Here is a 12,946-nt window from a genome sequence, read left to right as displayed (position 1 = left end):
GATTTTTTATTTTTAGCTCATGAAGAAAATAGAACATTTAGGAATTGCTGTAAAAAGCATAGAAGAAAGTAGTAAGATTTACGCGAAACTTTTAAATGCTGAATGCTATAAAATTGAAGAAGTAGAAAGTGAAGGAGTTAAAACTGCTTTTTACCAAATTGGAGAATCAAAGATAGAGTTGTTAGAAGCAACTAAAGACGATAGTCCTATCGCCAAATTTCTCAAGAAAAAAGGTCAGGGTATACACCACATCGCCTTTGATGTAGAAGATATACATGCGGAAATTGCACGCTTAGAAGGTGAAGGTTTTCAATTAATACACACCCAACCTAAAGCTGGAGCAGACGATAAGGTAATTGCCTTTTTACATCCTAAAAGTACGGATGGAATTTTGGTGGAATTATGTATGGACAAAGAAAAGTTTAAGGCATAGCCTCAAAGGGGTTGAAATTGTTGATCGAAGAAATTTCTTTAATTCCTCCATTTTCAACCCTTAATACTCTCCCTCCAAACTTATCTACCAAAGCCATATCGTGTGTTGCCATTAACACAGAAGTTCCTTCTTGAGCGATGGCCGTTAACAATTTCATGATTTCTTCTGAAGTTTCGGGATCCAAATTTCCTGTAGGCTCATCGGCTAAAATAAGCGAAGGACGATTTAGTAAAGCACGGGCTACGGCCACACGTTGTTGCTCACCCCCCGAAAGTTCATGAGGCATTCTGTCTGCCTTGTTTTCAACACCCACCATGCCTAGCACTTCAAGCGCTCGTTTTTCCATTTCTTTTTTCTTACGCCAACCTGTAGATTTTAAAACGAAGAGCAAATTCTTTTTTACGCTTCTATCCATCAACAATTGAAAATCTTGGAAAACGATACCTATATCTCTGCGCAGGAGGGGGATTTGTTTTTTCTTGAGTTTGCGCAAGTCGAATTCTGAAACATGTCCAGCCCCATCTGCTAAACTCAATTCGCCGTAAAGCATTTTCAAGAAACTACTCTTTCCAGAACCCGTTTTACCGATGACGTATACAAACTCATTTTTGTCCAACTTAAAGTTGATGTTATCCAAAACCAAGCTGTTGCGCTGATAAATTTTTCCTGAACTAATTTCTATTACACTCACGACGGACTTTTTTGTAAAATTGCAAAATCTCCTTCAATACTTTGCGTTGCCCATAAAACAATCTTAACAGATTCGCGTTTAAAACTTTCACTACTTGGAGCTAAGCCAGCGCTAATCCCTATTAATTTTACATAATTAAAATAAAAGGAAACTATGCGTTATAGAATTTTATTCCTCCTTGCACTAGTGGTAGGTCTTAATTTTTCGATGTGGGCACAACAAACTGAGGCTTACAGAAGCGATTATGCTTTGTTCTACAGTGCCGAAGAACTTTTTGAAAAGCAACAATACAGCGCAGCAAGGAAAAGTTTTCACGACTTCATACTTTCTTTCTCTGACCACTCCAATGATCCTTTCTATATCAAGGCAAGGTATTACGAGGGACTATCAGCTCTTGAATTATTTAACAATGATGCCGTAGATTTATTGATACAGTTCAATACAGATTACCCAGAATCTATATACAAGAACAACATTTACTTCAAACTCGGAAATTACTTCTACCAAAAAAAGAAGTATCCTGAAAGTATAGAATGGTACGAAAAGACCAAGGTTAATGACATCGCCGAAGATGATAAGGATGCATACTACTTCAAGTTAGGTTATGCTTGTTTTCAAGAAGGTAAATTTGAACAATCAAGAAATGCTTTTTATGAAATTAAGGATGGGGTAACACAATACGCGCATCCAGCACTTTACTACTATTCACACATTGCTTACCAAAAAGAACAATACCAAGTAGCATTAGAAGGTTTTGAGAAATTAAAAGAGGATGAAAGTTTTGCGGCTTTGGTTCCTTACTACATTACTCAAATCTACTACCTACAGGGTAAGTACGACAAGGTAACTGAACTTGCTCCAGAAATAGGATCTAACGAAAACTACAAAGACAAAGGAGATTTGAATCATCTTATTGGTGACGCTTACTACAAAGTGGAACAATATGATGAAGCTATTCCTTACTTAGAAAAATACAATGAATCGGCACAAACAACACGCGAAGATGATTACCAATTGGCTTATGCTTATTACCGAGCGGGGAACTATTCGAAAGCAAGTAAAAAGTTTGAACGCGTAGCAAGAACGGATGATGAATTGGGTCAAACCGCCATGTACCATGCTGGTGAGTGCTACCTTAAATTAGAGAATTTAGATTTTGCGAGAACGGCCTTCTTCAAAGCTTCTGAATTAGATTTCAACGAAACGATACAAGAAGACGCTTTATACAACAGTGCTATATTATCGTACAAATTAGATTACAACCCTTACAGTCAAGCCATTGTTGCCTTTGAAACCTACTTAAACAAATACCCGAATTCTAAACGTAAAAATGATGTTTACCAATATTTGGTGAATGTGTATTCTAATACCAAAAATTACCAAGCAGCTTTAACTTCTTTGGAGAATTTACCAAGTTTAAATATCAAGTTAAAATCTGCATACCAAATTATAGCCTTCAACAGAGGGTTAGAATTGTTAGAGCAACGTGCTTACCCAGAAGCCATTGCCACCTTTAAAAAGGTGGGAAACTATCCTATTAACGCTGATATCTTAGGGGAGTCGGTTTACTGGACAGGTGAAGCCTATTACTTGCAAGGAAAAAACCAGCAAGCCATCTTAGAGTACAGAAACTTCCTTTCTATACCGGGTAATTACACCTCTAACTTAAAGCAAGATGCCTACTACAACATAGGTTATGCCTACTTTAACGAACAAGATTACGATCAAGCTTTGGTAGCTTTTAGGACGTATACAGGATTGGGTAACATCGCTAACAAGAATAAATTGGCCGATGCTTACGCAAGAATTGGTGATGCTACCTACTACATTGGAGGGAGAGAGAACTACAAATTAGCCGTTCAGAACTACGAGGCTTCTATACAATTAGGTCAAGGTGCCGAAGACAAGTCTCGTTTCTACCAAGCTAAAGCATACAGCTGGTTAAATGATAGAGAGAATGCTGTTAAATCACTGCTAGACATCGTAAATAACTACAAAAACTCGGTGTATACCGTAAGAGCCGTTTACGATATTTCTATCGCTTATTACCGTTCTAAGAATTACAAAGATGCTGTGCGTTATGCAGAGCAATTGGCCAGAGATTATCCAAGTAACCTTTTGGTGAAAGACGCCCTTCTTTTGATTGGTGACATCAAGTTTAAACAAGAAGAATACAGCGCTTCTGAAAGTTACTTCAAACGTGTTTTAAACGAGTACAGTGCAAGAGATACGAGTGTTTGTAAGCCGGCAACGAAAGGATTAGTAGCCATTTATGAACAACTTTCTCAAATTGAAAAAATAAGAAACTTGCGTATAGAATATCCTTGTGCAGAAATCTCTGATGATGCTGAAGAGGAAATTTACTACAAGAATGGAGTGATTGCCTACAACGAGTCGAGATACGAAGATGCCATTCCAGGCTTAAGTGGATATATACAGAACTTCCCACAAGGTAAATACGCCGTAGAAATAAGAAACTACTTGGCAGATTCTTACTACAGTATAGACAGCATGCGTTTGGCTATGGAGGTGTATGATGACATCATCAACGACAGTTATTCTTCGTACACAGAACTGGCCTTGATACGTGCTTCGAAGTATTACTACAACTCGAAAGATTATGAAAGCGCGCTGCCTTACTACGTGAAATTGGAGAACATTGCTTCTACCCCAGAAGTTATCTACAACACGCGTATTGGTTTAATGCGTACAAACTACTTGTTAGAGAATTACGAGAACGCTATCGTTGCGGGACTTAAAGTAATGCAAGACAAGCAGGTTTCTGACGACATAGAAAAACAAGCTTACTACATTGTAGGACTTTCATCTTTCCAAGTGGAAGAATATGATGAAGCATTGGTTTACTTAAAATGGTTGTCGAAAAACGCAGGAGACGCGCGAGGATCTGAGGCACAATACACCATTGCAAAGATCTACTTCTTACAAGGAGAGTATGAAAAATCAACTGCAGAGCACAAAGCCTTGTTGAAGCGTAAACCAGCTTACGATTACTGGATAGCAAAATCACTGTTATTACACGCCAATGTTTTAATGGCTACAGATGAACTATTCCAGGCGAAAAGTACGGTTGATGTTATTCTTCAAAATTACCCGAATCAGGAAGATGGAATTTTGGACGAAGCAGCAGCCATAGCAGCAGAAATTGAACAATTACAAAACACCCCAAAACAAATCGAAGAAGGCGGGGTTGAGACCATAGAAATTAATGACGAAGGAGGTAATGATGAATAAAATAAGCGTATTAGCACTAGCACTCCTCTCAGTAAGTTTTGTCTTTTCGCAAGAAGACGTACAGTTAACTACGAAAGGACAACGACCTATTGAGAAGGCTTACCGTATTTCTGATAGACCTGTAAAAAAGGACTCTATTATCCCTGCTCCAACCATAGAGTATCCCTTACTCTCTTTGAAGCATGAGACCAGCTTTACCTTGGATCAGATTAATCCTGCTCGCGTTAACATTAACCCGAAATTGGATCAATTATACAGAGGTTATGCAAAGGTGGGTATAGGTAGCGATTTAATTACTTTGGGAGAACTTTACTACAATTCCCTGCGTTCGCGCAAGCATGTATGGGGAGTTGAAGCCAGACACTTTAGCTCTTTCAATGATATGTCTAACTACGCACCTTCTCAATACGATAGAACAAAAGCTGCAGTATTTGGACAAATCAACGAGAAAAAATATAGTTTGTACGGCCAAATAAACTACAACAACATAGGTCTACATCACTATGGTTTTCAAAATCCGAATGCCAACAGAGACAGCATTGCCAACAGGTTTCAGCAAATTGGATTTAATTCTGTGTACGAATCACACAAAAAAGATTCTGCAGAGTTGAATTATGTTTTAGGTGTGAGCTATTACAACTTCTTTGATAAGAAACATGCCGATAGTATTTCTAAATGGAGAGCAAGAGAAAACAACTTTACCATTACATCAGATTGGAAATACAAGCTCAACAATGAAGTGTTTAATGCGGCTTTTAATGTGAAGTATAACAACTATCAATACGGAGAACAAAATAAAGTTATCGCTCTAGATACTCCTTTAGATACAGGTATCGTTTCTTCGAATTTGATTTTCCAATTAAAGCCAACAGTTACTACCTACAGCAAGGATAAAAAATTAAGAGCTACTGCCGGTTTTGATGTAACGATAGACAGTCATTACAAAACCAAAGCGCACTTCTACCCTGTGTTAGAAGCCAAATACAGCATGCTCAACGATTTGTTTATTCCTTATGCTGGTTTAAACGGACAATTAAAGCAAAACACTTATTCTAGTTTAAGTAATCAAAACGAATTTATACTCTCTAATATTCGTTTAGATAATGAATCTCAAGCTTTGAACGCTTACTTTGGTATCAAAGGAACTTTAAGCAAACGCATAGGTTTTAATGTTTCTGCATCTTTCTCTTCGAACAGAAACAAAGCTTTGTTTGTAAACGATACCACTTACAGTGCTCAAACACAGTTTGCGGTGATTTACGATACAATAAACATCACTAAATTGGAGGCTTCTTTGAGTTACCAACACAATGAAAAATTGAAAGTGGATGCCATCGGTCGTTTCAATTCTTACCAAGCAAGAAACAACCCTTACGCATGGAATCTTCCTCAATTAGAGATTATTCTACGTGGAGAATACAACTTGTTTGACAAATTCTTATTGAACCTAACAGTAGGCGCTGAGGCTGGAAGAAGAGCTTTAGTTTATGACGAAACAATAGAAGATGTAAAAGTTGAAGACGGCGTTTACAGTGTTGCTTTAGGTACTATAGTTGATGCCAACCTAGGCTTTGAATATAGGTACAACAAGCGTTTTTCTGCTTACGTAAACTTCAATAATTTTGCGGCTCAACGCTACAACAGATGGTACAACTATCCCGTACAAGGCTTCCAAGTATTGGGTGGTTTTACATTCAGATTTTAGGCAAGGTTAATTAATCATACATAAAAAAGGAGGTCGTTGTATTGACCTCCTTTTTTCATATGTTTAAACTTATTCTAAAGGTTGTACCTACACCTACTTCCGACTTCAGCACATACACCCGACCTTTGTGGTAATCTTGCACGATGCGTTTTACCAAACTCAAACCGAGTCCCCAACCTCTTTTCTTCGTGGTAAATCCAGGTTGAAAAACTATGCGTTGTTCCTTCGAGGTCATTCCTTTACCTGTATCACTAATATCAATGTTCACTTTTCCTTTTTCTTGGAAGACATTGATATGAAGCTCCCCACGTCCTTCCATGGCGTCTACAGCATTCTTACAAATGTTTTCCACCACCCATTCAAACAAAGAAACATTGTGGGCAATTAAAATGGAGGGTTCACTACTTTCAAACTCCACCTTAACCTTGTTGCTAATTCTAGACCTCAAATAATTCACCATATTCTCTACGGTAGCAACAATATCACCTTCCTCGAGTTTAGCACCAGAACCTATTTTAGAGAACCTATCGGTAACCTGCGTAAGTCGGTTAATATCTTTATTCATTTCTTGAGGAATAGATGGATCAACATCCATGGTTTCTAAGAGTTGAATCCATGCCATCAAAGAGGATAAAGGTGTACCTAATTGGTGGGCCGTTTCTTTGGCCATACCCGCCCATACTTGGTTTTGTTCTGCTTTTCTAAAAGTTGAAAAGATGAGGTAACCTATGAAAATAAAGAGACCTATAATTAAGAACTGTATATACGGAAAATACTGTAACTGCTTTAACTCTTGCGAATCATCATAAAAAACATAGTTCACTTCGTCTTCGGCAAAGGATATTTCTATGGGCGCGTTCCCAAAAGTCTCGGGTTTCCATCCAGATTTCAAATCAAAAGCCTCCATATCTTCGGCCTTTAAATTGTGCGCTATGATGCTGTCTTTACTTCCATTTACCAAAACTACAGGAACAAAACTTGTATTATCTATCAACTCTTCGTTAAAAGAACGTATCAAAGAATCCCTTTCGTTTTGAAGTCGGGTAATGTTTAAACTCTCGTTAAAGTAATAGGTCATGTACAAATCCGTATAGATTTCTACCGTAAAGCTCGGGTTAATTTTCTGCCAGCTTAAGGCCAAGCTCACCATGGAGTCTTCGTACTTCTTCTTTAAAGCCTCTTTGGATAAGTCTGGAAAAACTTCGGCTAAACGCTCCTTGCTTAAGGATACATTTCTAGATTGACTGTATCTCTTTTTTTGATCCAATACAATTACAGGAATTTTATTGTTGGCATTGATGATACGCAAGGGTAAATCATAAGACTTTGTACTTCCAAAATCTGTATTCTGACTCACCTCTTTCGTTGCTTCTATCCACAACTCCATTTCACTGCGTTCTTTGGTACGCAATTCATCAAAAGAACGATTGGTTAATTTCACCAATTCAGCTCTTTTCTTAATGGCATCGGCCCATTGGGTTACTCTTTCGCGTTCACGTTTGGCAACTTTTCCTACAATGCGGTTAGACACAAAAAGTGAAGCACCAACTAAACAGAGGGCTACCACCATTAATACGATCTTCCACTTTTGCTTATTTGAGTATAAATTCATTTGTTCTGTAACGAATTCTAAATGTAATTATTCTAGAACAAATGCGACTATGGATGGACGGACTACTCTTTTTCGGTCAACAACACTTTAGTAGATTCCTTGATTAGACCCACTCCCCATTTTGCAACAACAAAAGCTATCACCAAAGACAACACAGGATCTAACCAATACCATTGAAAATATTCTGTTAAATAAGCACCGAGTATTATAGCCACAGATGAGAAAGTATCTGCCAAGAGGTGCAGGAAAGCACCCTTCGTGTTCAAATCTTCTATCCCCCCTAAAGCCAAAATAAGCGCTGTTAAAAGGTTAACTCCCAAACCAAACACAGCCACCCAAAGGAGTTGTGATGTTTCCATTTCTTCCAAATGCGTGAATTTGATTCCAGCATCAATAACTATCCATAGCACAAAACCAAAGATTAACAATGCGTTGGTAAAAGCAGAGAGCGCCTCCACTTTCTTGGCTTTTTCTTCGGACAGATTCTTGGTGTACATGAGTGCAAACAAGGCAATAAAAAGTGCCAAAGCATGAGACAACATGTGAATGGCATCACTCTTCAGCATAACACTATTTAAAAGTACACCGTAAACAAACTCTACCACCATAGCAGCAAGTGTTATGCAAATACTCAGTAGTAAAGCCGATTTTTTAGAAATTATCTTTTTTGATTTCTCTTGGGTTAATGTTTGTGTTTCCATTTTTAAACCTTGTAATTCGTTTCGTCTAATTCTCTATTTTTTACAAAATATTCTATCTCATGAAGGGCCGATTTCAAGCTTAAAATATACAAGCCTTCCACATCTTTGCTTTTCACCAATTCAGCAGTAGAGCAAAGGTTTTCCAATTGTTCAAACAACATACTTTCCTCTTCCATTTTCGCTTCTTCTTTGAAAGGTTCCATCGCTTTTGTAATGCCTTTTAACACCGCTGATTTTCTGTGGGTATTCCATGTGTCTAGCTGGAAGGTTACCAAGTTGAGGGCTTCAAAAAGTTGGGCATCATTAAAATGAAGCTTCACCAACTCCTTGTACATTTCATCTAAAGTTTTACGTAAGGCTTTTACATGTAAGAATTGTTCATCCTTCGCATAGGCCGCCAAGGCATAATTATGTAAACTCTTTGCATCGTTGTGTACATGCGTTTTGGACTTGATGAAAAGTTGTAAGTATTCAAACTCTCCAAATAAGGCATTAGCTTCTTGGAGTCTGTTGAACTTTTCTTCCGTCTCCAAATCCTCCCATTTATTCTCTAAATACAAACATTTAGAACCCAGTTCAACCAATCTATCCAATACCGTGTTGCGTTCCGTCTCCACCTTTTTTACAACAGGTGTAGCTTTGGGCTTATCCAAGGACATGAGCATCACACATATCACTAAAACACTGGTAAGTCCTAAGAAGAGTTTCATGCGTTTATTTTTTACAAAGGTCTCTACTTCCTTTATTTTAGGGGTTAAACCACAATTAATCCTGCATTAAATTGTATTAATAAATAATTACCTATTTTGACCCAAAGAAGAAGTATGAACATAGGATTTAAATACGGTTTTAGGGGCATCAGGAAAATGCTTTCAACAGAAAAGAATTTCAAAATTCATCTTTTTCTCTTCCTTTTGCTTGTTGTGGCATCCCTTGCTTTTAACATAACCCGATTGGAGTGGTGCATGGTGCTCTTGTGTTCTGCCCTCGTATTTTCATTAGAGATGCTCAACAGTGCTTTAGAGAAGATTTGCGATAAAATAGAACCCAATCAAAACGCAGAAATAGCCTGGATAAAGGATGTTGCCGCTGGTGCGGTTTTGGTTGCTGCAATTTTTAGTTTAGTTATTGCCGCGCTCATTTTTATACCCTATATCCTAGAATTATGCACTACATTTGAGCCATAAAACAACTTAGAAATAAAAAAGATGAAAGGTTTTGATGCCATTATTTTTGATTTAGGAGGAGTAATTTTAAATATAGATTACAACCTAACCAAAGAAGCATTTGAGCGTTTAGGGATAGATGATTTTGATGTTATTTACTCTCAAGCAAAACAAACAGATATTTTTGATAAACTGGAAACTGGGCAAATTTCTTCCCAGCATTTTATCAATAAGATGTTAGACTTTTTACCGGCTGGAACCTCTCCTAACTTAGTGGTGAAAGCTTGGAATGCGATGTTGTTGGATTTGCCACAAGAACGTTTGGATCTTTTGGCAGCCTTAAAAGAAAAGTATACTACCTTTTTATTGAGTAATACCAATGAAATTCACGTAGATGCTTTTCATGCCATCATACATCAACAACACGGTTTAAAGAACTTAGAAGATTATTTCGATACGACTTATTACTCAAATGAATTGGGTAAACGCAAACCTGATGTGGATACCTTCTTGCACCTCTGTGAGGTTCATCAACTCAACCCTGCAACTACTTTATTTATAGATGATTCCATCCAACACGTTGAGGGAGCTAAAGAGGCAGGACTCATGGGGTATCATTTAACCAATGGCGAAACTATTGAACGTTTAGATTTCTTACGTTAATCGAATATTTTGTTCAATTAGTCTAAGCAATTTCTTAAACACAAGTACTTCTCCGTAAATTGAAGTATGTATAAATGGGAAGGCCAGATAGATAGCGACAGTATTTCTACCGTTAAGGGTAATGCTCAATTTCATTGGGCATCGGTTGATAGCTTGTCTATACCTTCTGACCTTGCGGAAACAGTAGAATGGAGTAATTACATTTACCTCATTTTATTCGTGGCCATCATTTATATTTTCTACCATTTGATGAGGAAGAAAGGGTAGAAAGGTTTCATATCGTTTAATTAGCACAATTTAACCGTCTAGTTTCTAGACGGTTTTTTTATATCCCCAAAACTTTACGGGTTATGCTGTCCTCACTCACCCTAACCCCATCTTTTTGCTTCATTTCTAGAATTTCAGCTTCTAGGTTATTGAGCATAGCCATTTCTTCTATGTTTAAACGCAGGGGAGATATTTGGTGAAGTTCTCCTACTTTATAGGGTTGAGAAGAAGTTTCGGTGCTTGCCAACTTTTCTTTTTGCACCTCTACCACCACTTCTTTAATTACTGTATCCGGATCTGCGGGCACCACGACTTCTTTTTCTACATATTCAGTGATATATACGGGGGCTTTCGTTGTGCTTGAATTTTGTATGAAATAATGGTAAGTACCCAACAGGGCAACAAATACTGCTGCCGCTTTCCACAGAGAAATTTTGCTTTGAAACAGAAGTAAAATTCCCGATTTCTTTTTGTTCTTTAGTGCTGCTAAGGCTTTATTTGGGGGCAAAGGAACAATAGTCGGCTGAGATATATCTTCCGCAAAAAGACCTTGCGTCATTACAATAATTTCACGCTGTTGTTTGTATTCATCGGCAGACATTTGTTGGCACACAAAGTTTACTTCCGCTGTATTTAGATCTTCAAAGTTTTTTGTTTCTAATAAATTAAGGATATCCATGATTTCTTTTTTTAATATTGAACTTGTGCATACGCGCGCATTTTTTCGGCGAGTATTTGTGTGGCTTTGTTGAGGCGTGACTTCACCGTTCCTTCAGGTATTTTTTGAATGTTGGCTATTTCCTTCACCTTCATCTCTTCATGATAGCGCAGCAAAAAAGTTTCTCTGAAGGGTGAGGGTAAAGCAGCGATTTCTTGTTGCAAAGCCTTTTGTTTTACCTCTAACTCCAGCTTTTCTACACCTCCATTGTTTGTGATTTGCGTTGAAGATGAAAATTCACGTACATCACCGCCATTTTTTCGAAAGTGATTTTTGCACAAATTAGCCGCTATGGTAAACACCCAAGTTTTAAAATTCTTTGAGCGATCAAAACTTTCTGCAGCTTCCACTACTTTCAAAAAAACATCCTGCGTAAAGTCTTGAGCTCTGGCCTCATCTTGCTTCAACATTTTGTACATGAACAACAAAATGCGTTGTGCATAACGCTCATAAAGTTCATTAAATGCCGATTCATCCCCTTGGGTAAGGCGATGCATCAGCTCTTCATCTTTAACGTTCTTATACTTACTCAATGCCCAACTGTTTTTTCACCGATTCGTAGTAGTCGAAATGTTGCGCTAAGCGCTGAATAACCTTAAAGGTTTCCTCTGCTTTTTCTGTTTTATTGATGAGTTGATAATACTTATAGAGGTGCACTAAACCCGGAACGTACATGTTATTCATTCTCAAGTCCAAATCTTCCCATTCGCTTGTATAATAATTATGCATCAATAAATCCGTGTAAAATACCTCTTCGAAATTGTGCACAAGGATGGAAACATTATCGAGTTCTTCTTCACTGTACTGGTAAAGCAATCCTACATTGTAAACTTGTTCGAGTAAATCCTCTTGATCATTGAATAAACTCCTTGAGGTAAAATACAATGTTTTCTGTCCTTTATGCTCAATGATATGTTGGATAATCTCCTCGAAAGATTTGTTTTCTCCTACCAGTTCTGGAATATTTAATTTTTTGAAAATTCGTTTACGGTAACTCTCTATTTGTGCTAAATACACATTGAGTACGGTCAAATCTTTTCTCACATTATCGGCGTGTTGCGCCACCCATAAAGGATAGGTATCGTTATCTCCAGCCGTTAAAATAATGGCATCTTTTTGTGCTCCATTCAACATATTATGTGCGAGTAAAAAAGTGGCCGGAGTAAAGTGAGCGCTTTTCTTCCACAACTTAGAAATCTCCTCTAATTGCGTTGGGTTATATGCATAGACTTCATAAATGTTCATGAGTTCGGGATACACCTCACTGTTTTCTGGTTGGATTTGATGAGCCTTAAGTACGTTATCGATAAACTCTTTTCTCTCCTCTGGGTTTTGCGCTGCATAGACGGGTTTCGCCCATGACATAATGTAATAATAAGCAAAGGTATTGGGGATGTTCTTGGCCACTTGAGCCAGTACATCTTCCTCTTTTTCTACCCACTCCAACCTTATTTCTTCAGTCTCCGCTCTACGACCCGCATAGCGCGTGGCTGCATAATAATTGGTCCACGCCTCTTCATCTTTCTTATCCTTCTTAACTTCCTTGGCCCAAAGCTCGTGTTGGGTAACATACCACTTGTAAGAATTGATTACGCGTGTAAACGAATAAATTTCTTCTGCCTTCGTTGCTTGTGCGTGCAGTATTCCACATTGAGAAATTAGCACAAGACTTAAAATCATTAATTTTTTCATGGATGATGTTTTCCCGTATTACACAATAGACGAGAAAACGTTCGCC

General features: G+C 37.8%; 13 protein-coding genes. 6 read left to right on the top strand and 7 right to left on the bottom strand.

The genetic code is table 11. The features are described from left to right. The first annotated feature begins 19 nt into the window (after positions 1-19). Positions 20-433 carry a methylmalonyl-CoA epimerase gene (gene mce, locus BM327_RS13690; RefSeq protein WP_090251765.1) on the top strand — a complete coding sequence of 138 codons (414 nt, stop codon included), beginning with the start codon at positions 20-22 and terminating at the stop codon, positions 431-433. On the opposite strand, the gene BM327_RS13685 is transcribed toward mce, so the two are convergent. Beyond that, positions 423-1,124 (bottom strand): cell division ATP-binding protein FtsE, encoded by a 702-nt coding sequence (locus BM327_RS13685; RefSeq protein ID WP_090251761.1) that lies wholly within the window; start codon positions 1,122-1,124, stop codon positions 423-425. The two genes, mce and BM327_RS13685, sit on opposite strands and share 11 nt — an antisense overlap. A gap of 153 nt (positions 1,125-1,277) precedes the next feature. On the opposite strand from BM327_RS13685, the gene BM327_RS13680 reads away from it, so the two are divergent. Both BM327_RS13680 and BM327_RS13675 read left to right on the top strand, forming a co-directional pair. Then, the gene (locus BM327_RS13680) at positions 1,278-4,376 is read left to right on the top strand and encodes a tetratricopeptide repeat protein (RefSeq protein ID WP_090251757.1); all 3,099 of its coding nucleotides are present in this window, start codon (positions 1,278-1,280) and stop codon (positions 4,374-4,376) included. Further along, a complete protein-coding gene (locus BM327_RS13675; RefSeq protein WP_139230390.1) occupies positions 4,351-6,081 on the top strand; it encodes a TonB-dependent receptor in 1,731 nt (576 codons plus the stop codon). Before BM327_RS13680 ends, BM327_RS13675 begins: the two co-directional genes overlap by 26 nt. Positions 6,082-6,136: 55 nt before the next feature. On the opposite strand, the gene BM327_RS13670 is transcribed toward BM327_RS13675, so the two are convergent. The 3 genes from BM327_RS13670 to BM327_RS13660 form a co-directional block, all read right to left on the bottom strand. Continuing rightward, positions 6,137-7,693, bottom strand: a complete 1,557-nt coding sequence (locus BM327_RS13670; protein WP_090251750.1) for a sensor histidine kinase — start codon at positions 7,691-7,693, stop codon at positions 6,137-6,139. 62 nt (positions 7,694-7,755) lie between these two features. Beyond that, complete coding sequence (locus BM327_RS13665) at positions 7,756-8,394, bottom strand: cation diffusion facilitator family transporter (RefSeq protein ID WP_090251745.1); 639 nt, start codon at positions 8,392-8,394, stop codon at positions 7,756-7,758. A gap of 2 nt (positions 8,395-8,396) precedes the next feature. Beyond that, the gene (locus BM327_RS13660) at positions 8,397-9,104 is read right to left on the bottom strand and encodes a hypothetical protein (protein ID WP_090251740.1); all 708 of its coding nucleotides are present in this window, start codon (positions 9,102-9,104) and stop codon (positions 8,397-8,399) included. 114 nt (positions 9,105-9,218) lie between these two features. Between BM327_RS13660 and BM327_RS13655 the strand changes: the two genes are divergently transcribed. From BM327_RS13655 to BM327_RS13645, 3 genes are all read left to right on the top strand, one after another. Further along, positions 9,219-9,581, top strand: coding sequence for a diacylglycerol kinase family protein (locus BM327_RS13655; RefSeq protein WP_090251734.1), 363 nt, complete (start codon positions 9,219-9,221; stop codon positions 9,579-9,581). A 21-nt stretch (positions 9,582-9,602) separates the two neighbouring features. Then, entirely contained in the window at positions 9,603-10,223 is a 621-nt protein-coding gene (locus BM327_RS13650; RefSeq protein ID WP_090251730.1) for an HAD family hydrolase, read from the top strand. Between the two features lie 66 nt (positions 10,224-10,289). Continuing rightward, a complete protein-coding gene (locus BM327_RS13645) occupies positions 10,290-10,490 on the top strand; it encodes a hypothetical protein (protein WP_090251722.1) in 201 nt (66 codons plus the stop codon). 58 nt (positions 10,491-10,548) lie between these two features. On the opposite strand, the gene BM327_RS13640 is transcribed toward BM327_RS13645, so the two are convergent. From BM327_RS13640 to BM327_RS13630, 3 genes are read right to left on the bottom strand one after another with little or no spacing between them, the layout of a single operon-like run. Next, positions 10,549-11,169 (bottom strand): hypothetical protein, encoded by a 621-nt coding sequence (locus BM327_RS13640; protein WP_139230389.1) that lies wholly within the window; start codon positions 11,167-11,169, stop codon positions 10,549-10,551. 11 nt (positions 11,170-11,180) lie between these two features. Continuing rightward, positions 11,181-11,741 carry an RNA polymerase sigma factor gene (locus tag BM327_RS13635; protein ID WP_090251714.1) on the bottom strand — a complete coding sequence of 187 codons (561 nt, stop codon included), beginning with the start codon at positions 11,739-11,741 and terminating at the stop codon, positions 11,181-11,183. Next, entirely contained in the window at positions 11,734-12,900 is a 1,167-nt protein-coding gene (locus BM327_RS13630; protein WP_090251710.1) for a hypothetical protein, read from the bottom strand. Before BM327_RS13630 ends, BM327_RS13635 begins: the two co-directional genes overlap by 8 nt. Positions 12,901-12,946: the final 46 nt, after the last annotated feature.

The organism is Lishizhenia tianjinensis (genome assembly GCF_900116425.1).
Lineage (GTDB): Bacteria > Bacteroidota > Bacteroidia > Flavobacteriales_D > Crocinitomicaceae > Lishizhenia > Lishizhenia tianjinensis.
This window is presented reverse-complemented; position numbering and strand designations above follow the sequence as displayed.